At 67.1% G+C, this 20,728-nt stretch carries 20 protein-coding genes and 1 tRNA gene; 10 read left to right on the top strand and 11 right to left on the bottom strand.

Annotation, left to right across the window (positions count from 1 at the left end; genetic code table 11):
- Positions 1–30: 30 nt before the first annotated feature.
- The 4 genes from Q8S30_RS15615 to Q8S30_RS15600 all read right to left on the bottom strand — a co-directional run bounded on the left by Q8S30_RS15615 (position 31) and on the right by Q8S30_RS15600 (position 6,685).
- Positions 31–1,335, bottom strand: coding sequence for a flagellar hook protein FlgE (locus Q8S30_RS15615; RefSeq protein ID WP_305666953.1), 1,305 nt, complete (start codon positions 1,333–1,335; stop codon positions 31–33).
- An 85-nt stretch (positions 1,336–1,420) separates the two neighbouring features.
- On the bottom strand, positions 1,421–2,272 hold the full coding sequence (locus Q8S30_RS15610; RefSeq protein ID WP_305666952.1) for a flagellar motor protein MotB: 852 nt from the start codon (positions 2,270–2,272) through the stop codon (positions 1,421–1,423).
- Between the two features lie 152 nt (positions 2,273–2,424).
- Positions 2,425–5,505 (bottom strand): efflux RND transporter permease subunit, encoded by a 3,081-nt coding sequence (locus Q8S30_RS15605; protein ID WP_305666951.1) that lies wholly within the window; start codon positions 5,503–5,505, stop codon positions 2,425–2,427.
- Between the two features lie 10 nt (positions 5,506–5,515).
- Positions 5,516–6,685: an efflux RND transporter periplasmic adaptor subunit gene (locus tag Q8S30_RS15600; RefSeq protein WP_305666950.1), complete on the bottom strand. Its 1,170-nt coding sequence runs from the start codon at positions 6,683–6,685 to the stop codon at positions 5,516–5,518.
- A 112-nt stretch (positions 6,686–6,797) separates the two neighbouring features.
- On the opposite strand from Q8S30_RS15600, the gene Q8S30_RS15595 reads away from it, so the two are divergent.
- Positions 6,798–7,367: a TetR/AcrR family transcriptional regulator gene (locus tag Q8S30_RS15595; protein ID WP_305666949.1), complete on the top strand. Its 570-nt coding sequence runs from the start codon at positions 6,798–6,800 to the stop codon at positions 7,365–7,367.
- Positions 7,368–7,370: 3 nt separating this feature from the next.
- Here the strand turns inward: Q8S30_RS15595 and Q8S30_RS15590 are convergent, their stop codons facing one another.
- On the bottom strand, positions 7,371–8,354 hold the full coding sequence (locus Q8S30_RS15590) for a quinone oxidoreductase (protein ID WP_305666948.1): 984 nt from the start codon (positions 8,352–8,354) through the stop codon (positions 7,371–7,373).
- Positions 8,351–8,779 (bottom strand): carboxymuconolactone decarboxylase family protein, encoded by a 429-nt coding sequence (locus Q8S30_RS15585; protein WP_305666947.1) that lies wholly within the window; start codon positions 8,777–8,779, stop codon positions 8,351–8,353. Before Q8S30_RS15585 ends, Q8S30_RS15590 begins: the two co-directional genes overlap by 4 nt.
- A gap of 248 nt (positions 8,780–9,027) precedes the next feature.
- Between Q8S30_RS15585 and Q8S30_RS15580 the strand changes: the two genes are divergently transcribed.
- The 3 genes from Q8S30_RS15580 to Q8S30_RS15570 all read left to right on the top strand — a co-directional run bounded on the left by Q8S30_RS15580 (position 9,028) and on the right by Q8S30_RS15570 (position 10,275).
- Positions 9,028–9,420, top strand: coding sequence for a VOC family protein (locus Q8S30_RS15580; RefSeq protein ID WP_305666946.1), 393 nt, complete (start codon positions 9,028–9,030; stop codon positions 9,418–9,420).
- A gap of 53 nt (positions 9,421–9,473) precedes the next feature.
- Entirely contained in the window at positions 9,474–9,866 is a 393-nt protein-coding gene (locus Q8S30_RS15575) for a RidA family protein (protein ID WP_305666945.1), read from the top strand.
- A 97-nt stretch (positions 9,867–9,963) separates the two neighbouring features.
- The gene (locus tag Q8S30_RS15570) at positions 9,964–10,275 is read left to right on the top strand and encodes a DUF1992 domain-containing protein (protein WP_305666944.1); all 312 of its coding nucleotides are present in this window, start codon (positions 9,964–9,966) and stop codon (positions 10,273–10,275) included.
- 40 nt (positions 10,276–10,315) lie between these two features.
- On the opposite strand, the gene Q8S30_RS15565 is transcribed toward Q8S30_RS15570, so the two are convergent.
- Positions 10,316–10,392: transfer RNA gene (locus tag Q8S30_RS15565), tRNA-Lys, on the bottom strand.
- Between the two features lie 205 nt (positions 10,393–10,597).
- On the opposite strand from Q8S30_RS15565, the gene dapF reads away from it, so the two are divergent.
- The 6 genes from dapF to Q8S30_RS15535 all read left to right on the top strand — a co-directional run bounded on the left by dapF (position 10,598) and on the right by Q8S30_RS15535 (position 16,403).
- Positions 10,598–11,437, top strand: a complete 840-nt coding sequence (gene dapF / locus Q8S30_RS15560; protein WP_305666943.1) for a diaminopimelate epimerase — start codon at positions 10,598–10,600, stop codon at positions 11,435–11,437.
- Positions 11,434–12,687, top strand: coding sequence for a tRNA (N(6)-L-threonylcarbamoyladenosine(37)-C(2))-methylthiotransferase MtaB (gene mtaB, locus Q8S30_RS15555; protein ID WP_305666942.1), 1,254 nt, complete (start codon positions 11,434–11,436; stop codon positions 12,685–12,687). Before dapF ends, mtaB begins: the two co-directional genes overlap by 4 nt.
- 188 nt (positions 12,688–12,875) lie before the next feature.
- Positions 12,876–13,487 carry a glutathione S-transferase gene (locus Q8S30_RS15550; RefSeq protein WP_305666941.1) on the top strand — a complete coding sequence of 204 codons (612 nt, stop codon included), beginning with the start codon at positions 12,876–12,878 and terminating at the stop codon, positions 13,485–13,487.
- A gap of 179 nt (positions 13,488–13,666) precedes the next feature.
- Complete coding sequence (petA, locus tag Q8S30_RS15545; protein WP_305666940.1) at positions 13,667–14,233, top strand: ubiquinol-cytochrome c reductase iron-sulfur subunit; 567 nt, start codon at positions 13,667–13,669, stop codon at positions 14,231–14,233.
- 11 nt (positions 14,234–14,244) lie between these two features.
- The gene (petB, locus tag Q8S30_RS15540; RefSeq protein ID WP_305666939.1) at positions 14,245–15,582 is read left to right on the top strand and encodes a cytochrome b; all 1,338 of its coding nucleotides are present in this window, start codon (positions 14,245–14,247) and stop codon (positions 15,580–15,582) included.
- 17 nt (positions 15,583–15,599) lie between these two features.
- Positions 15,600–16,403 carry a cytochrome c1 gene (locus Q8S30_RS15535; protein ID WP_305666938.1) on the top strand — a complete coding sequence of 268 codons (804 nt, stop codon included), beginning with the start codon at positions 15,600–15,602 and terminating at the stop codon, positions 16,401–16,403.
- 99 nt (positions 16,404–16,502) lie between these two features.
- Here Q8S30_RS15535 and Q8S30_RS15530 read toward each other — a convergent pair whose 3' ends face one another.
- From Q8S30_RS15530 to Q8S30_RS15515, 4 genes are read right to left on the bottom strand one after another with little or no spacing between them, the layout of a single operon-like run.
- A complete protein-coding gene (locus Q8S30_RS15530; protein ID WP_305666937.1) occupies positions 16,503–17,198 on the bottom strand; it encodes an ATP-binding cassette domain-containing protein in 696 nt (231 codons plus the stop codon).
- Positions 17,185–18,753, bottom strand: a complete 1,569-nt coding sequence (locus Q8S30_RS15525) for a thiamine/thiamine pyrophosphate ABC transporter permease ThiP (RefSeq protein ID WP_305666936.1) — start codon at positions 18,751–18,753, stop codon at positions 17,185–17,187. The genes Q8S30_RS15530 and Q8S30_RS15525 overlap by 14 nt, the downstream gene beginning before the upstream one ends.
- A complete protein-coding gene (gene thiB / locus Q8S30_RS15520; RefSeq protein WP_305666935.1) occupies positions 18,729–19,715 on the bottom strand; it encodes a thiamine ABC transporter substrate binding subunit in 987 nt (328 codons plus the stop codon). Before thiB ends, Q8S30_RS15525 begins: the two co-directional genes overlap by 25 nt.
- Positions 19,712–20,710 carry a thiamine ABC transporter substrate binding subunit gene (locus Q8S30_RS15515; RefSeq protein WP_305666934.1) on the bottom strand — a complete coding sequence of 333 codons (999 nt, stop codon included), beginning with the start codon at positions 20,708–20,710 and terminating at the stop codon, positions 19,712–19,714. The genes thiB and Q8S30_RS15515 overlap by 4 nt, the downstream gene beginning before the upstream one ends.
- Positions 20,711–20,728: the final 18 nt, after the last annotated feature.

The following is a 20,728-nucleotide window of genomic DNA, read 5'->3' as shown; positions in this document are numbered from 1 at the left end:
CTTCAGTGCCTCAGCCAGCGCCTTCCGCGATCAGCGTTTGATGTTCGTCGTTTCCTGCAGCATCTCGTCCACCGTCTGGATCACCTTCGCATTCGAGGAATAGGCCCGCTGCGTCTGGATCAGCGAGGTCAGCTCTGCCGCCACATCGGTGGTGGAGCCTTCGCGCGCATAGCCGACCACGGCGCCGGTGGGCCCGTCGCCCGCGTCCCACAAGAAGAACGATCCCGAATTGACCGATACCTGGAAGGTCTGGTTGTTCAGCACGGTCAGCCCGTTCGGATTGGGCACATCGATCAGCGGGATCTGATAGATCCGGCGGGTGAACCCGGTATCATAGGTGGCGGTGATATAGCCGTTCTCGTCGATCTCAACGGCGGTCAGGTTCCCCACGGGAGAGCCATCCTTGGTGATCGCCGTCGGCGCGAAGCTGTCGGACAGCTGGGTCAGCCCGTTGGTATCGCCGATTGCCCCGATGGTCAGCGTCATCGGCCCGCCGGCCACCGTCAGGTCAAGCGTGCCGGCCGTGGCGTTATAGGCACCACCCGACACCACCGTCACCGAGGCCAGCGTGCCGCCCGACCCGCGGCTGTCGTCAAAGACCAGCGTATATTCCCCGATCACCGCGCTGGCCTGCGCAGAATCCCGGATCACCATCGTCCATTCATTCGAGGATCCGGTCACCGGAACCGTGGGCGTGAAGGTGATGTCCAGCGTCTCAGAGGTGCCGAGGTTGCCGAAATACTCCACCGACAGTGGCAGCGCATCGCCGCTCGCCCCCGTCTCCGTCTCGGTCGCGGGCAGGTTCACGCCGAGGTTCATCTGCGTGGTCGGATCGCCCGCGGTCTGGTTGGCGTTGATCACCACCGGCGTCAGCCCAGCCATCGTGTCGCGCGGATAGGTCGGGATCGTGCCATCGGCATTGGCCGGCCAGCCCAGAAGCACCAGCCCGGAATTGGTCTTCAGCACGCCGTCCGCATCGGTGTGGAACGAGCCCGTCGTCGTCATCATCATCGGCTTGTCGCCAAGCGTGTTCAGCGACACCTCGGTCGTCACCGGCAACATTCCGCGCCCGGAAATTGCAACGTCGAGCGCGTTCGATGTCGAGACGAGTGCCCCCTTTTGCTCCACCAGGCGCGATGTGGTTGCCCGCACCCCGCCCGCCGAATAGGCGCCCGACCCGGTGGAGCTGGTGATCACTAGGCTTTCGAAATCGGCCTCGGCGCGCTTGTAGCCATAGGTGCTGGAATTGGCGATGTTATCGGAAATGGTCGCAAGCCGGGTGGCATTGGCCGCAAGGCCGGCCACGCCGGAATTCAGCGAGGAGGAGATGGACATGCGGGTTAGCGCCTTTCTGCTGCTGCGTCCCTCGATCGGACACACCCTGCCGCACCGCCACTTAACATCCGGCTAACGCCCGCCCCTACACGCGATTCGAGCGCAGCAAGATCACCTCCACCCGGTTGTTGCGCACTGCCATCGGGTTGCGCACCGCCGGGATACGGTCGGCAAAGCCAGTCACCCGCTGCACCCGGCGCGGGGTGAACCCCGCCTCTTCGATGAGCACCCGCAGCGCCTGCGCCCGGGCGGTGGACAGGTCCCAGGACGGATCCTTGCGCAGCACCTCGGGCGGGGCGCTGATATGCCCTTGCACGGCCACGTGATTTTCCACCAGGCCGAACACCCGGGCGATCATCCCGGCAAGGTCGCGCGTCACCGGCATCGGCTCGGCGCTGCCTTCGGCAAACAGCGGTTCGTCCTCCAGATCAAAGAACTCCACGATCAGCCCTTCGTCGGTCAGCCGGGTGACAATGTGGCGCGCCAGGTTCTCTGTCACCATGCTCTCGCCGCCGAAGCCCTTCAGCATCGATTCCATCTCAGACATCTTGCGGGACTCGGCTTCCGCCTCGGCCTCGTTCTGCACCGTGGTTCCGGTCTGGCCCATCGCCTGGCGCTCCTCGGTCGGCTTGAAGCCCGACGCGCCGGTGCCGTTCTGCGCGATCTCCTGCTCCGAGAACACAGAGTCCCCGCCAAAGGCACCCTCGCCCCCGCCGGAAATCCGGTTGATCGGAATCGTCGGATTGAAATAATCCGCAATGCCCTTGCGTTGCTTTTCCGTCGTCGCATTCAGCAGCCACATCAACAGGAAGAAGGCCATCATCGCGGTCACGAAGTCGGCGTAAGCCACCTTCCACGCGCCCCCGTGGTGGCCCCCGCCAACCACGACCTTCTTCCGTTTGATGATGACTGGTGCCGCGTTTTTAACCGCGCTCATCCCGCCACCCACATATTCACCCGAGGCAAGGGATAGCAGCGCGCGCTTACCCGCGCCTTAACCGCCGCAATTGCACCTATTCGGCCCGCCCAGAACGCAAAACCGCCGCGCACCCGGCTTGGGCCCGCGGCGGTTTCGCAGATCGGCCTTGCTCAGGCGCGGCCTTGCGCCTCGGCCTCGTGCTGCAGCTTCTCCAGCGCGAAAGCGCCGTCAGAGCGTGAGATCAGCGTGTAGAACATCGGCACCACGAACAGCGTGAACATCGTGCCCATGATCAGGCCCGAGAAGATCACGATCCCCATCGCCTGCCGCGCCGCCGCCCCGGCGCCCTCGGCGAGGATCAGCGGCACCACGGCCAGCGCCATCGCGGCGGTGGTCATCAGGATCGGTCGCAACCGGACCTTGGCGGCCGCAATGATCGCCTGCCGCCTGGTCAGCCCGTGCTCCTCACGCTGCTGATTGGCGAACTCTACCAGCAAGATGCCGTGCTTGGTAATCAGCCCGATCAGCGTGATCAGGCCCACCTGCGTGTAGATATTCAGCGTGCCGAGCCCGAGGTTCAGCGGCAGGATCGCCCCAAAGATCGACAGCGGCACCGACATCAGGATGATGAACGGGTCGCGGAAGCTCTCGAACTGCGCCGCCAGCACAAGGTAGATCACCACCAGCGCCGCCGCGAAGGCGATCACGATGGTGTTTCCCTGCGCCACTTCCAACCGCGACTGGCCGGAATACTCGATGAAGAACCCGTCCGGCAGCGCCGCCTCGGCCACCGCGACAATCTCCTGCAGCCCCTCGCCGGTGGACACCCCCGGCAGCGGCAGCGCGGTGATGGTGGCAGAGTTCAGCTGGTTGAACTGCTCGATGGACGCAGCCGTCACCCCGGTCGAGATCGTCACCACCGAGGACAGCGGCACCATCGCCCCATCCGCCGCCCGCACGAAGAACTGGCCAAGGCTGGCCGGGTTCTCGCGGTATTCACGCGGCACCTGGGTGATGATGTCATAGCTGTTGGAATCGCGGTCGAACTGCGAGATCGCGCCGCCCCCGACCAGCAGCCCCAGTGTCGAACCGATTTCCGAGATCGGCACATTCAGGCTCGCCGCCCGCTCGCGGTCAATCGTCACCCGCACTTGCGGCGCATCGAAGGCCAGCGAGTTCTGCACCACGATGAACTTGCCGCTGGCCTGCGCCTTGGCCTTGATCTCTTCGGCGACCTCCACCACCCGCTCGGGCGCGTGGATCGACTGGATCACCATCGAAATCGGCAGCCCGCCCCCGGTCCCCGGCAGCGTCGGCGGCGCAAAGACAAAGCCCTGGATCCCGGCCACCCCGTCCAGTTTGCCTTGAATCTCGGCCTGCACCTCGGCCTGGCTGCGGTCGCGGTCGGCCCAGTCATCCAGCACCCAGATATAAATGCCCGTGTTGCTCTGCCCGCCAAAGCCGGCAATCGAGAATTCGGTATTCACCTCGGGGATCTCCGAGGTCAGGCCCGAAATCTGGTCGGTATAAAGCGCGGTATACTCCTTGGTCGCGTAGCGCGGCCCGTTGAGGAAGGCGAACATCGCGCCCTGATCCTCATCCGGGGCCAGCTCGCTGGAGGTTTTGGTGAACATGAACGCCGTCGCGCCCACCAGCGCCACCACCATCAGCAGCGTCACCGGCCGGTAGTTCAGCGAGGACGACACCCGCCGCTCATACCAGTTCGCCAGCCGGTCCGAGGAGCCATCCACGATCCGCTGGAACTTGCTGGTCTGCCCGTGCTTCAGCAGCCGCGCCGCCATCATCGGCGTGATCGTCAGCGCGATCACCCCCGACAGGATCACCGACCCGGCCAGCGTGAAGGCAAATTCGGTGAACAGCGCCCCGGTGAGCCCGCCGGTAAAGGCCAGCGGCGCCAGCACGGCGGCCAGCGTGATCGTCATGGCGATGACCGGCCCGGTGATCTCCTCCATCCCCTTGATGGCGGCGCGCTTGGGCGTCATGCCATCCTCGATGTGCCGGTGGATGTTCTCGACCACGACGATGGCGTCATCGACCACCAGACCGATGGCCAGCACCATCGCCAGCAGCGACAGCAGGTTGATCGAATAGCCCAGCGCCATCAGCACGGCGCCCACCCCGATCAGTGACAGCGGGATCGTCACAATCGGCATCAGCACCGACCGGAAAGAGCCGAGGAACAGCAAGATCACCACCACCACGATGGCAACCGCCTCGGCGATGGTCTTGAACACTTCCTTGATCGAAGCGCTGATCGTCTCGGTCGAATCGTAGACCATCTCGATGGTCATGCCCTCGGGCAGCGCATCGTTGATCGCGGGCAATTCGTCTATTACCGCCGCGGCGGTATCCAGCGGGTTGGCCGCCGGCGTCGGATAGACGCCGATGAAGGTGCCCGACTGACCATTGAACGTCACGATCTCGGCCCCGTCCTCCGAAGCCAGCTCGATCTCGGCCACATCTCGCAGCCGCACCACCTGATCGCCGCTGCCAGACAGCGGCAGCGCGCCAAAGGCCTCGGGCGTCTGCAATGTGGATTGCAGGGTGATCGCATGGGCGAAAAATTCGTTCTCAGTCTTGCCCGGCGCCGCCAGGAAGTTCGACGCCTGGATCGCCTGCGCCACTTCCGAGGCGGTTACCCCGCGCGCCGCCAGCTTCAGCGGGTCAATCCAGACCCGCATCGCATAGTTCGCGGCCCCGATCACCTCGATCTCGGCCACGCCCTCGATGGTCGACATCCGCGGCCGGATCACCCGTTCCAGATATTCGGTCAGCTGCTCGGCGGTCATGTTCGGGTTGATCGCCGCCAGATACATCAGCGCAAACTGCTGCCCCGTGCCCTTCACGATGACCGGGTCATCGGCATCCTCGGGCAATTGCCCGCGCACCGATTGCACCTTCGACAGCACGTCGGTCAGCGCCACATCCGGGTCGGCCCCCAGCTGCATATGCACCGACACGACCGAGGCCGAGGGCGTGGACTGGCTGCTGATGTAGTCGATATTCTCGGTGGTGGCGACAGCTGCCGCAATCGGCGCCGTCACAAAGCCCTGGATCAGGTCAGACGAGGCCCCGGCATAGATCGTGGTGATGGTCACCACGGTTTCCTCGACCTCGGGATATTGCCGCACCGGCAGGCTCAGCAGCCCCTGGAACCCCAGCAACAGGATGAAGGCCGCCAGCACCGTGGACAGCACGGGCCGCCGGATGAAGATCTCGGAAAAGTTCACCGCTCTGTCCTCACTCGCTTGCCGCAGGCGCGGCTTCGGCCGCCGCGTCGCTCTCGGCCGCGGCGCCTTCGCCCGGCGCCGGATCCACGGCAGCCACCGGCGCCACGGTATTGTCGATGGTCACCGCAGCATTGCCGCTCAGCCGGTTCTGCCCGGCATTCACCACGCGGTCGCCCGCCTTCACGCCATCGCGGATCTCGATCACGCTGCCCGTCCGCCGACCCAGCGTCACGAACACCTGCTCCACCCGCTCGGGCTCATCCGCAGCCGTTGCCGCGCGCACGATAAACACCGAATCGCCATAGAGGTTGGAGCTGACGGCAGTCTGCGGCAGGGCGATCACGCCCTCCTCGACCGGCAGCTCGACCCGCACCCGCAGGAACTGGCCGGGGGTGATCTGTCCCTCGGGGTTCTCGACCTCGGCCCGCACTGTCACCAGCCGCGAGTTGGGGTCGATCTTCGGCTCTATGCCGATCACCTTCCCCATCGCGGTCACGCCGCCCACCTCGGAGGACACCGTCACCGGCATCCCGATCTGCACGATCCCCGCTTCCTGTTCGGGCAGCGAGAAATCGACCTTCATGCTGTCCAGATCCTGCAGCGTCGCATAGATCGTGCCCGGGGTCACATATTCCCCCGCCTCGATCCGCGGGATCCCGATCACCCCGTCAAAGGGCGCAACCGATTGCTTCTGCTCCAGCACCGCGCGCAGGCTTTGCACCCGGCTGCGGGCCTCGGTCGCCGTCGCCTCCGCCGTATCCAGCGTGTTCGCCGTGCTCACGCCGCGCTCCTGCAAGGTGCGGCTGCGCGTCAGCTCGGTCTCGGCCAGTTCTTGCCCGGCAATCGCCGCGGCAAGGTCGGCCTGCTCGATCCGGTCGTCGATCTGGACCAGCTGGTCGCCAGCGCTGATTTGCTGGTTCGGCGTGAACAGCACCTCGCGCACCACGCCCGCAGCCTCCACCGACAGGTCCACCCCCTGCGCGGCCAGCGCGGTGCCCACCGCCTCCAGCCCAGGGGTCCAGGTGATCGGCTCGGCCTCGGTCACCGACACGGCCACCGGGGCCGGGGTCATCCCGGCGAAGAACTGGGTAATCATCTTGTCACGGAACAGATTGAACCCGACGATCCCGCCAACAATCAGGCCCAGCAGGATCACGGCGATGACGATGCGCTTAACCATTCTAGTCTCCTGAGAACCCGGCGGCAAAGATGCGTCGCAGTTGAGTCTTTCAATTTCGCGGCAACAACTGTACCGTCCAGACGGTAAAGTCAATCGGGGAGGATCGACTCCAGTGACAAAACCACGCACCCGCAACCCAGCGGCCACACGCCAGCGCCTGCTGGACGCCGCCGGGGACCTAGCCTGTGACGAGGGCGCATCAAGCCTCTCGCTCGATGCGGTTGCGGCGCGGGCCGGCGTGTCCAAGGGCGGCCTGCTCTATCACTTCCCGTCCCGCGATGCGCTGCTGCGGGCGCTGGTCACCGAGAATGTCGCCCGGGTGCGGGCCGAACTGGAGGCGCGCGCCCCCGGCGCGCTGGCGGGCTCCGCGCCCGCGCTGCCCGCCGCCTGCTGCTATCTGGATGTTCTCAGCGACGAGATCTGCACGCCCCCCGCCGGCGCCAGTGGCATCTTCGCCGCCATGCTCGAAGACCCCGCCTTCATGGAGCCGGTGCTGGCCTTCCGCGCCGAACTCCGCGCCCTCTTTGCCCGCTGCCCCGATCCGCGGCGCGGCGCCATCGTGTTTGTGGCCTGCGAGGGGTTGGTCCATGAAAAACTGACCAACCCCCGCCGCGATCCCGCAGGCAATCAGGCGGTGCTGCGCGATCTGAAGGTCTTGCTGACCGGCGAGGAGCCGGGCTGAGCCCTACGGGATCAGCACCGTCGAGCCGGTGGTGCGCCGCCCCTCCAGTCCGTCATGCGCCTCGGCCACCTCTGTCAGCGGCAGGGTCCGGTCGATGCGGATCACGATCTTGCCCGACCGGATCATCCCGAATAGATCCGCCGAGGCCTGCAGCAGCCAGCCCCGCCGCGCGACATGGTGGAACAGCGTCGGCCGCGTCAGCCGGTAGGACCCCTTGGTCAGATCCTTGATCTTCAGTTGGTCCGGCGCGCCCGACGATTGTCCGAAGCTCACCAGCGTGCCAAAGCGCTGCAGCACATCCAGCGAGCCCATGATCGTGTCGCGGCCCACGCTGTCATAGACCACCGCCACACCCTTGCCATCGGTCAGCGTGCCGACCTCGGTCACGAAATCCTGCGCGCGGTAGTCGATCACCGCATCATAGCCGTTCTGCAAGGCAAGCGCGCATTTCTCGGGCCCGCCTGCGGTGCCGATGGCGCGCACGCCCTTCGCCGCCAGCCATTGCCCGGCGATCAGGCCCACGCCCCCTGCCGCGGCATGAACCAGCACCGTCTGCCCCGGCTCCACCGGGAACGAATGGTGCAGCAAATACTGCGCCGTCAGCCCCTTCAGCATCACCGCCGCCGCGATCTCGTCCGGGATGTCATCCGGCAGCGGCACCAGCAGCGCCGCGTCCAGCAGCCGGTGCGTGGCATAGGCCCCGTTCGGCGTGGTATAGGCGACCCGCTGCCCCACCGCGAACTCGGTGACGCCTTCGCCCACCGCCTCGACCACGCCCGCGCCTTCGGAGCCTGTGACCAGATCCGCCTCCACCGGCCAAGGATAGCTGCCGCCGCGGTAATAGACGTCGAGGAAGTTCACCCCGACCGCGGTATGGCGGATCCGCACCTGCCCCGGCCCCGGCTCCGGCAGGGTGATCGCCACCTTGTGGAACATGTCGCTGCCCCCGGGCGCCCGCGCCGCCATCGCATAGGCGTGGTCTGTCATTCGTCTCTCTCCCTCTTGGTATCGATCCCTTGCACGAATACGGGGTCCACCGGCGGACGGATTGCATTGGCAAGATGGTTGGTCTTTCCGGCCAGCGCCACCACCCGGAACAGGTCCGCCTGCTCCGCCGTGGTCATCCCCTTGGCCCGCGCCGCCGCCAGATGCGAATGCACGCAGTAGTCACAGGCATTCGCCGCCGACACCGCGGCATAGATCATCTCCTTCACCTTCGGGTCCAGCGCCGAAGGTGCCGCCATGACCCCCTTCACCTCGGCCCATGTCGCCGCCAGCAGATCGGCGTCGAAGGCCAGATAGAGCCAGAAGTTGTTGATGAAATCGCTGCCCCGCGTCGCCCTGATATCGTCGAACACCGCCCTCACGCGCGGGTCGGCCTCGGGCTCGGCAGGCGGGCTGACTGTGGGCATGGCGTCCTCCTCCGCATGTCACGCGCCCGACAATGCCAGCGCGCGGGGCGGCGTCAAGACCACGCAGTCCCGCACGCCGCCCCCTCCCCAATCGTTTTGGTCCAAATATCCTCCGGGGGTCCGGGGGTGGAAAACCCCCGGCGCCAGCCCCGCTCGCGCCGATGGGTGTTGCGTCCACAGCGCCGCCTCTGGCCCCCGCCAAAAGACCCGTCTAGCCTCCTGCTCTGCACACCCCACAAGGCCACCCCATGTTCTCCCACACCACCCTCGGCACCGATGACCTGCCCGCCAGCCTCGCCTTCTACGACGCGGTGCTGTCCCTCCTCGGCCATCACCGCAAATTCGCGGACCAACACTGGGCCGGCTGGAAACCCGCCACCGCCGACCGCCCGCTCTTCATCGTCACCGCGCCCTTCGACGGCCAGCCCGCCGCCCCCGGCAATGGCCAGATGCTCGCCTTTGCCGCCCCCACGCGCGCGCTCGTGGACCAAGCCTACACCGCCGCCCTCGCCACCGGCGGAACGGACGAGGGCGCCCCGGCCCTGCGCCCCCACTACCACCCGGCCTATTACGGCGCCTATGTCCGCGATCCTTCCGGCAACAAGCTCTGCATCTGCTGCCACGCGCCAGAGGCCGATTGACGCGCCCACCCCGCCCGGACATTCTGACCCCTCACCAAACCTGCGAGGGGCACATGGCGCGGACAGCACTCTTTCCCGGCGGGAACCGCACCACGGCGGACCAGCTCAGGCTGTCACCCGGCATCCTCTCCGGCACCCATGTCTTCGTGACCGGCATGACCGGCAGCAGCCCCGACGGCACCATGCCCGCCAACCCCGAAGACCAGTTCCGCCAGGCCTTCGACAAGATCGGCGCGGTGCTGCGCGAGGCTGGGCTCGGCTTCGACTCCATCGTCGAGATGACCAGCTACCATATCGGCCTGGGCACCCATTTCGACAGCTTCTGCGCAGTCCGGTCCAACTACGTCACAGACCCTTTCCCGGCCTGGACGGCGGTCGAGGTCGCCGGCCTGCGCCGGGAAGGTGCGCTGGTCGAGATCAGGGTGATTGCAGCGATCGGTGACTGACCGAAGGCCATCAGCCCCCGCCTTCCTTGCACCGCAACAGCCGGTGATTATATCCCTCCACAGCGGCCGCCACGACCGCCCGCGAAAGGACAGGCCCATGCGCTTCTCAACCCTTGCGGAACGGCAGATCCTGAAGGCTCAGGCCGAGGGGCAACTGGACAATCTCAAGGGCGCCGGCAAGCCGCTGGCCAGCGCAGATGCCAGCACCGAAGCCGTCGGCTTCCGCATCATGGCCGAGGCGGGCGCCCTGCCGCGCGAGATCCAGCTGCGCAAGGCCATCGAGGAACAGATGCGCATCCTGCAAGGCCTGACTGGCGACGCCCGCGCCCCTGAACTGGCCAAACTCGCCGACCTGCAGCTGCGACTCGCCATCGAGCAAGAAGCCCGGCGCCGCTTTCAGGGCAGCTGAGGGCGTCCACCCCTATGATCTGATTGAACCTATCCGAGACTGGTGAGCGGGGAGGGATTCGAACCCTCGACCCCATGATTAAAAGTCACGTGCTCTAACCAACTGAGCTACCCGCCCTCACCGTCCCGATACGGGCTGTTTCCCCAGCCGGGCCAATCACTTGACCCTTGGCAAAACCCCTGCAGCACGGCCGGAACCCCGACCGGGCGACAGGCCCGACAGGGCGCCTACTTAGAAAGCTCGCCCGGTGCGGTCAAGCGGAAAATCCGCGCAAACATCGCGGCACTGGCAAAAACCCCGGCGCCCGCGTATATCGCGCGCCATGAAGGACTCATCCGCCCCGCAGGGCCTGCCGTTCATGAAGATGCACGGGCTAGGCAACGATTTTGTGGTGATCGACGCCCGCCGCCGCACTTTGCCGGTGACGGCAGCGCTGGCGCGCGCACTTGGCGACCGTCACATGGGCGTCGGCTTCGACCAGCTTGCGGTGATCGAGACTGATGATACCGCCGATGTACGCCTGACCTTCTACAACGCCGATGGCTCGCTCTCGGCCGCCTGCGGCAATGCCACCCGCTGCATCGCCCGCTACCTGATGGACGAAACCGCGCTCCCCGCCCTGACCCTGCGCACCGAGCGTGGCCTGCTGACGGCCGAGGATGCCGGGGGCGGCCTCACCCGCGTCAACATGGGCGCGCCGATGCTGGACTGGGACCAGATCCCACTGGCCGCGCCGACAGACACCCTGCACCTGCCGATTCCCGGCGATCCGGTCGGCACCGGCATGGGCAACCCGCATTGCACCTTCTTCGTGGCCGATGCCGAAGCCGTTGACCTTGCCGCCCAAGGCCCGGCCTTCGAGCATCACCCGCTCTTCCCGCAGCGCACCAATGTCGAGTTCGTGCAGGTCCTCTCCCACGATGCCATCCGCCTGCGCATCTGGGAACGGGGCACCGGCATCACCCTCGCCTCCGGCTCCTGCTCCTGCGCCGCTGCCGTGGCCGCCGCCCGCCGCGGCCTCACCGGCCGCTGCGTCACCGTGCATGTCGATGGCGGCACGCTGGAGATCGACTGGCGCGAGGATGGCGTCTGGATGACCGGCCCCACCGCCCATGTCTTCGACGGCTGGCTGACGCCGGACTTTCTGGCCCGCCACGCATGAACCCGCCCGTCTTTGCCACCCTCGGCTGCCGCCTCAACGCCTATGAAACCGAAGCGATGAAAGAGCTGTCGGCCGCCGCAGGCGTGGAAAACGCGGTCGTGGTCAACACCTGCGCCGTGACGGCAGAGGCGGTGCGCAAGGCCAAGCAGGAAATCCGCCGCCTGTCCCGCGCCCATCCCGGCGCCACCATCATCGTCACCGGCTGCGCCGCGCAGACAGAGCCCGAAACCTTCGCCGCCATGCCCGAGGTCGCCCGCGTCATCGGCAATACCGAAAAGATGCAGGCGAGCACCTGGGCAAACCTTCGCGCCCCCGACCTGATCGGCGACACCGAGAAGATCCGCGTCGATGACATCATGTCGGTCAAGGAAACCGCCGGCCACCTGATCGACGGTTTCGGACGCCATCGCGCCTATGTGCAGGTCCAGAACGGCTGCGATCATCGCTGCACCTTCTGCATCATCCCCTTCGGCCGGGGCAATTCCCGCTCAGTCCCCGCCGGCGTGGTGATCGAGCAGATCAAGCGCCTTGTGGGCCGCGGCTTCAACGAGGTGGTGCTGACCGGCGTCGACCTCACCAGCTGGGGCGCCGACCTGCCCGGCACGCCGCGCCTCGGCGATCTGGTGATGCGCATCCTGCGGCTGGTGCCGGACCTGCCCCGCCTGCGGATCAGCTCCATCGACTCTATCGAGGCGGACGACAACCTGATGCTCGCCGTCGCCACCGAATCCCGGCTGATGCCGCATCTGCACCTGTCGCTGCAGGCCGGGGATGACATGATCCTGAAGCGCATGAAGCGCCGCCACCTGCGCGACGACGCGATCCGCTTCTGCGAAGAGGCCCGGCGCCTGCGCCCCGACATGGTCTTCGGCGCCGACATCATCGCCGGCTTCCCGACCGAGACCGAGGCGATGTTCGAGAACTCGCTGAAGCTGGTGGAAGATTGCGGGCTGACCTTCCTGCACGTCTTCCCCTTCAGCCCCCGGAACGGCACCCCCGCCGCCCGGATGCCGCAGGTCCGCGGCCCGGCGATCAAGGACCGCGCCGCCCGCCTGCGCGCGGCGGGGCAAGCGCGCCTCGCCGGGCACCTGCAGGCCCAGCAAGGCCGCCGCCACCTCATCCTCACCGAAGGCCCCCGCATGGGCCGTACCGAACAGTTCACCGAGGTCGCCTTCAGCGCGGACCAGCCCGAAGGCACCATCCTCACGGCCGCGATCACCGGCCAGAACGGCACGCAGCTTCTGGCCTGAGGCGGCGAGGCGCGGCCGCAAATCGTATGCATAACATACATACGGGTTCTGCATGATTTCTGTATCCTGAAATCTAGCCTTCCCAAAGGCTTGCACCCCGTTTCGCCCATCCCATCCCACCAGCGATGGACACGCCCGCCCCGCGCCCCTAGCATCCGTCCGCAATCCCTCCCGCGAACGGATCCCCCATGCGCCTCTTCCACTCCCCCACCTCGCCCTATGTCCGCAAGGTCATGGTCCTGCTGCTCGAAACCGGCCAATCCGCCGACGTGACGCTGATCCCCGCCTCTGGCAATCCCGTCGATCCCGGCTCCATGCCCCTGATGCACAACCCGCTTGGCAAGATCCCGGCGCTGGAGCTGGCGGACGGCCGCGCCCTCTATGACAGCCGGGTGATCTGCCGGTATCTGGATACCCGCGCCAACGCCGGCCTCTACCAGGAAGGCGAGCGTCTGTGGGACACGCTGGTACTGGAAGCCACCGCCGACGGCATCCTCGATGCGGCGATCCTGATGGTGTATGAAGAGAAAATTCGCCCTGAAGACAAGCGCTTCGCCCCGTGGGACGATGGCCAATGGACCAAGATCGCCCGCGCCCTCGACACGCTGCAAGACCGCTGGATGGCGCATCTGGAAAGCCCGGCGCTGGACATGGGCCAGATCGCTGTCGCCTGCGCGCTGTCCTATCTCGACTTCCGCCACGCCCCCCGCGACTGGCGCGCCGGCCGCGAAACCCTCGCCGGCTGGTACGCGGCTTTCGAGACGCGCGCATCGATGCAGGCAACACAGCCGCCCGCCTGACCCGCTCCCCGCCCGGGAGTCATCCACTTGCAACAGCCGCGCCGCGCTGCCTGCCTGCGCCTGATTGTCCGCTGGACTGGCCCCGGATTGGCCGCTAAACACCGGCCCATAAGGCTGCGCAAACCGTGGCCCAATCACCGTATTTGGCCCTGTCCGCGGCCAGGGAAGGGAGAACACACGTGTCCCACGCAGAAGACCACGCAGGCACCCGCAGAGATTTTCTCTACTACGCCACGGCCGGCGCCGGAGCCATCGCCACGGGCGCGGCGGGCTGGACGCTGGTGAACCAGATGAACCCCTCTGCCGACGTTCAGGCCCTGTCCTCGATCTTCGTCGATATCAGCGGTGTCGAGACCGGCACCCAGCTGACCGTCAAATGGCGCGGCAAGCCGGTGTTCATCCGCCGCCGCACGCCCGAGGAAATTGAACGTGCCCGGTCGGAAGACACTGCCCCCGACATGATCGACCGCCTTGCCCGCAACGCCAACGCGCCCGCCGATGCCGATGCCTCGGACGTGAACCGCTCGATGGACGAAGCCGGCGAATGGCTGGTGATGATGGGGGTTTGCACCCACCTCGGCTGTGTGCCGATCGGCAACGGCGCCGGCGACTTCGGCGGCTGGTTCTGCCCCTGCCACGGCTCGCATTACGACACCTCCGGCCGTATCCGCAAAGGTCCCGCGCCAGAGAACCTGCCGGTCCCGACCGCGCAGTTTTCCGACGAAACCACTATTCTGCTGGGCTGAGGAGCGCACCTATGGCTGGTATCCCGCACGACCACTACGAGCCCAAGTCGGGCCCCGAGAAATGGCTTCACAAGCGCCTGCCGATCGTCGGGCTGCTCTATGACACCATCATGATCCCCACGCCCAAGAACCTGAACTGGATGTGGATCTGGGGCATCGTGCTGACCTTCTGCCTCGTCCTGCAGATCGTGACCGGCATCGTGCTGGTGATGCACTACACCCCGCATGTGAACATGGCCTTCGCCTCGGTCGAGCATATCATGCGCGACGTGAACGGCGGCTACATGCTGCGCTACATCCATGCCAACGGCGCCTCGCTGTTCTTCATCGCCGTCTACCTGCACATCTTCCGTGGCCTGTTCTACGGCAGCTACAAGGCCCCGCGCGAGGTGACGTGGATCATCGGCATGATCATCTACCTGCTGATGATGGCGACCGGTTTCCTCGGCTACGTTCTGCCCTGGGGCCAGATGTCCTTCTGGGGCGCTACCGTCATCACCGGCCTCTTCGGCGCCATCCCGGGCATCGGCGAGCCGCTGCAAACCTGGCTGCTGGGTGGCCCGGCGGTCGACAACGCCACGCTCAACCGTTTCTTCTCGCTGCATTACCTGCTGCCCTTCGTGATCGCGGCGCTGGTCGCCGTCCACATCTGGGCCTTCCACACCACCGGCAACAACAACCCGACCGGGGTTGACGTGCGCCGCACCTCGAAGGCCGAAGCCGAGAAGGACACGGTTCCGTTCTGGCCCTACTTCGTGATGAAGGATCTCTTCGCGCTGGCCGTGATCCTGATGGTCTTCTTCGCCATCGTCGGCTTCATGCCCAACTACCTCGGCCACCCCGACAACTACATCGAGGCGAACCCGCTCTCGACCCCGGCGCATATCGTGCCTGAATGGTACTTCCTGCCCTTCTACGCGATCCTGCGCGCCTTCACCGCCGATGTCTGGCTGGTGCAGCTGGTGCAGTTCGTCACCTTCGGCATCGTCGACGCCAAGTTCTTCGGCGTGGTGGCGATGTTCGGGGCCATCGCGGTCATGGCGCTGGCGCCCTGGCTCGATACCTCCTCGGTGCGTTCGGGCCGCTATCGCCCGATGTTCAAGTGGTGGTTCGCGCTGCTGGTGATCGACTTCGTGGTGCTGACCTGGGTCGGCTCGATGCCGACCGAGGGGATCTATCCCTGGATCTCGCTGATCGGCTCGACCTACTGGTTCGCCTATTTCCTCGTGCTTCTGCCACTGCTGGGGGTGATCGAAAAGCCGCTGACGCCGCCCGCGACGATCGAGGAAGACTTCAACGCCCACTACTCTCCGAACACCGGCGGCACCAAGACCGTCGCGGCCGAATGAGGGAAAGGACAGCCAAGATGATGAGGAAACTCGCACTCTCCGCCCTCTCGGCCCTGGCGCTCTCGGGCACCTTGTTCGGCGGCGCGGCCCTTGCCGCCGGCGCCGAAGGCCATATGGAAGACACCTCGTTCAGCTTCGAGGGGCCGTTCGGCACTTTCGACGAGTTCCAGCTGCAGCGCGGCCTTCAGGTCTATACCGAGGTCTGCTCTGCCTGCCACGGGATGAAGTTCGTGCCGATCCGGTCGCTGGCCGATGAGGGCGGGCCCAACCTGCCCGAAGATCAGGTCCGCGCCTATGCCGAACAGTTCGACATCTTCGATGCCGAGCTGGACGACACCCGCCCGCGCAAGCCGACGGACCACTTCCCCACCGTCACCGGCATGGGCATGGGCCCGGACCTGTCGCTGATGGCCAAGGCCCGCGCCGGGTTCCACGGGCCCTATGGCACCGGGATCAGCCAGCTGCTGAACGGCATCGGCGGCCCGGAATACATCGTCGCGGTCCTCACCGGCTATACCGGCAACGAAAAAGAGGAAGCCGGCACCCTGTTCTACGAGAACACCGCCTTCCCGGGTGGCTGGATCTCGATGCCGCCGCCGCTGTCGGACGATCTGGTGACCTACGCCGACGGGCATGAGGCGACCGCGCATCACATGGCCGAGGATCTGGCCGCCTTCCTGATGTGGACGGCGGAGCCGAAGATGATGGCGCGCAAGCAGGTCGGCTTCGTCGCCGTGCTGTTCCTGGGTCTGCTGTCGGTGCTGCTGTACCTGACGAACAAGCGCATCTGGGCAAACGTCAAGGGCAAGAAACTGGCCTGATCGCCGGGGGAGAGGCCGGGGGCGCTGCCCTCGGACCCCCGGGACATTTAGGCCAGCAAGAATGGGAAAGCCGCCCGCGGGATGCCGCCGGGCGGCTTTTCATTGGCCGAGATAGGCGGCGAGGGCGGGCGGCGGATTGTCCAGCAGCGCGCCGGTCGGCAAAGGCGGCTCCGCCCGCCCGTCCGCCACCAGCACCGACAGCGGCGCGAAGCGGCGGGCATCGGCGGGCTCGTGGCTGACCATCAGCACTGTGGAGGCGGTTTCGGCGGCGATCTCGGCCACGAGGTCCAGCATCTCGGCCTTCAGCGCGGGCCCAAGCGCCGCGAAGGGCTCGTCCAGCAGCAGCAGGGGCCGGGCGCGCAGCAGGGCCCGCGCCAGTGCCACGCGGCCCTGCTGGCCGCCCGACAGCTGGGCGGGGCGGCGCGCGCCGAGGCCATCGAGCCCCACCCGCTCCAGCGCTGCCGCAACCTGGGCCTGCTGTTCGCGGTCCAGCCGCAGATCGGGGCGAAGGCCAAGGCCGACATTCTGCAGCACCGTCAGATGCGGGAACAGGTTCTGGTCCTGAAACAGGATCGACAGCGGCCGCGCCCCCGGAGCCAGCGGTGCCAGATTCTGCCCCTCCCAGAGGATGCGCCCCTCGGTCAGCGGGATGAACCCCGCCACCGCCGCCAGCAAGGTCGATTTCCCCGCGCCGGATGGCCCAATCACCGCCACCCGCGCGCCCTCCGGCACCGCGAAATCGGCCGCCATCGAGAAATCACCCTGCACGATCCGCGCGCGTTCAAAGACCAGCATGGCCGCGCCCTCCCCTGTCAAACACCCAGAACAGCCCGAGGCTCAGCCCCAGCAGCAGCACTGCCGCCCCGGCCGCATCGTCCATCCGGTAGGCGCCCATCAGCCGGTAGAGCTGCAAGGGCAGCGTCTCGGTCCCCTGATCGGCAAAAAGCGCGATCACCCCCAGATCGCCCATCGACAGCGCCGCCGCCAGCCCCGCGCCGAACCCCAGCGGCGCGCGCAGCCGCGGCAGGGTCAGCAGCCGCAGCCGCGCGAAGCCCTGCAGCCCCAGCGAGGCAGACAGCCGCCCATAGCCCGCCTGCAGATCGCGCAGCGCCGGCAGCAGGGCGCGCAGCACGAAGGGGAGGGCCATCACCGCATTGACCAGCACCGTCACCGGCAGCGCCAGATCGCCGGGCCGCACCCAGGGGCGCAGCAGCAGGAACAGGCCCGTTCCCAGCACCAGTGACGAGGTGGCAAGGCCCAGCATCCCCGCCGCCTCGATCCACCGCCCGCCGCGCCCGGTGGCCGCGATGGCGAGCGGCAGTGCCAGGGCCACGCACAGCGCGGTGGAGGCCAGCGCCACCGCAACCGACCGCACCGCCGCCGCCCAGACGGACCCCGGCAGCGCCCCCACCTGCGGCACCCCGCGCAGCAGCACCAGCGCCAGCGGCAGCAGCAGGAAGACCGACACCAGCGCGATCACCCCCACGTCCTGAGCCTTCAGCCAGCCGCTGGCTCCGTCCCAGCGATCCGCCGGCCGGTCCAACCCCGCGCCGAACCCCGCCGGGCGCGCCACCCGGGCCGCCAACCCGCCCGCGGCAAGGCACAGCGCGAACTGCACCGCCGCCAGCAGCGCCGCGCGCGACAGGTCGAAGTCGAAGCGGAAGGCCTGATAGATCGCCAGCTCCACCGTGGTCGCGGCCGGCCCGCCGCCCAGCGTCAGCGCCACGGCAAAGCTGGTCAGGCACACCACGAACACCGCCACCCAGGCCCCCGGCAGCACAGCGCGCAGCATCGGGCGCTCCAGGAACCGGCCCACCTCGCCCGCGCCAAGCCCAAGGCTCGCCGCCAGCCGAAAGCGTTCCGCCGGGATCGCCGCCCAGCCTTGCAGGATCAGCCGCGTCGCCAGCGGCAGGTTGAAGAACACATGCGCCACCAGCACGCCCTGCAACCCGTAGATGCTGACCTCGGGCAGCCCCACCGCGCGCAGGGCGTCATTCAGCAGGCCCGACCTGCCGAACACCGCCAGCAGCCCCAGCACCGCCACGATCACCGGCAGGATGAACGGCGCCCCCAGCAGCGCAATCAGCACGCTGCGCCCCCGGAACCGCCGCCGCGCAAAGGCCCGCGCCACCGGCACCGCCAGCACCACGGAAATCGTCGCCGACAGCGCCGCCTGCAACAGGGTAAAGCGCACCGCCGCCCAATCGGCCGGGCCAAGCCCGCTTGCCGCCTCGGCCCGCCAGGCGACGGCTGCCAGCGTTCCCAGCGTCAGGCACAGCACCAGCCCCGCCACCGCGAGGCCAAGCGCCGTGCCAAAACGCCCGCTCAGCGCGACAGCGCGGTCTGCCATTCGGCCAGCGCCTCACCCCGGATCAGCGCCGCCTCGCCCGCCGGGTAGATCAGCGCCCGTTCCGGCGTGATCAGGGTGTCGAACCCTGCGGGCAGCCCGCCGGGCGGCGTTACCGCCGGATACATCCAGTTGGTTTCGGGAATCACCTTCTGGAACTCCTCGCTGACCATGAAGGCCAGGAAGCGGTCCGCCAGATCCGGCTCATCGGTCGAGGCAAGCCGGGCCGCGACCTCCACCTGCAGGTAATGGCCTTCGGTGAAGGAGGCGGCGGCCTTGCTGTCATCGCCCTCCGCGATCAGGTGATAGGCGGGTGAGGTGGTGTAGGACAGCACCATATCCGCCTCGCCCTCGATGAACAGCGCATAGGCCTCGGTCCAGCCGGGGGTGACGGTCAGGATATTGTCGGCCAGCGCCTCCCAGATCTCGCCCGCACGGTCCGGGTAGGCAGCCTTCACCCACAGCAACAGCCCGAGGCCGGGGGTAGAGGCGCGGGGGTCCTGGATGACGATGCTGATGTCGCTCGCCGCCAGCGCCTCGAAACTCGCAGGCGGCTCCGGCAGGCGGGTCTTGTCATAGACGAAGGCGAAATAGCCCCAGTCATAGGGCACGAACATCGGATCGTCCCAGATCACCGGCAGGTCATAATCCCGCTCACCAAGCGCATGGTTGGTGAAGAGCCCGGTTTCCGCCGCAGCCGCCGTCAGGTTGGTATCCAACCCCAGCACGATATCGGCTTCGGTCTGCTCCCCCTCCAGCCGCAGGCGCGAGAGCAGTTCCGCACCATCGCCGGCGGCGATGAGGCGCAGGTCGCACTCGCAGATCGCCTCGAAGGCGGTCTCCACCTGCGGGCCCGGGCCCCATTCGGCGGTGAAGCTGTCATAGGTGTAGACGGTCAGCACCGGGCGGTCCTGCGCGGCGACGGGGGTGGCGACAAGCGCCAATGCGATCAGGGAACGTTTCATTGGCTCATCACCTCCAGCCATTCGGCGAGGGCTGGCGCGCGCAGCGCCTCGGCCTCGGTTTCCGTGTAGAACAGCGTCTTCCCGGGCCGCGGCAGCGCCGCAAACCCTTCGGGCAGCCGCGCAGGGTCAAGCCTCGCGGGGTAGGACCAGTTCCCGGTGGCAATCTTCGACTGGAACGTGTCCGACAGGATGAAATCCATGAACGCTTGCGCCAGTTCGGGCTGATCGCTGCCCGCCAGCTGCGCCGCCAGCTCGACCATGAAGTAATGCCCCTCGGGGAAGATCGCGGCCTTCTTGGTGGCGTCCTCTTCCGCGATCAGGTGATAGGCGGGCGAGGTGGTGTAGGACATCACCATATCCGCCTCACCGGCGGTGAACATGCCATAGCTTTCCGACCAGCCCTTGGTCACGGTCAGGATCTTCGGCTTCAGACGCGCCCAAACCTCGGGCGCCTCATCGCCATAGACCGCCTTCACCCACAGCAGCAGCGCGAGGCCGGAGCCGGAACTGCGCGGGTCCTGGATCACGATCTTCAGGCTTTCGGGCGCATCGAGCAGCGCCTCGAAACTGGCGGGCGGGTTGGGCAGGCGGCTCTCGTCATAGACGAAGGCCGTCTCGCCCCAGTTGAAGGGCAGGAACACCTCGTCCTGCCACGCCACCGGCATCGTCAGGTCCGACGTGTCCTGCCCATGCGGCACGAACAGGCCCGTTGCCCGGGCGCGTGCGGTGGCATCGGTGTTCAGCCCGATGATCGCATCCGCCTCGGTCGCGGCGCCCTCGATCATCAGCCGTCCCAGCACATCGCCGGTGGAAAACTGCAGATCGCACGCGCAGATCGCCTCGAAATCCGCCTCGATCTGCGGGCCGGGGCCCCATTCGGAGCCGAAGTAGTCAGGGGCGTACACAACAAGCACGGGTTTGGTCGTTGCGGGGGCATCATCGGCAGCCGCGAGGCTGGCCGAAAGGATACCCGCGGCAATCAGAAAATGTCTCATGTCATCCTCCAAGGGCCA

The sequence above is a fragment of the Frigidibacter sp. genome (assembly GCF_030695035.1).
Lineage (GTDB): Bacteria > Pseudomonadota > Alphaproteobacteria > Rhodobacterales > Rhodobacteraceae > Frigidibacter.
The sequence above is the reverse complement of the archived record's forward strand: the minus strand, read 5'-3'. Positions and strand labels throughout refer to the sequence as shown.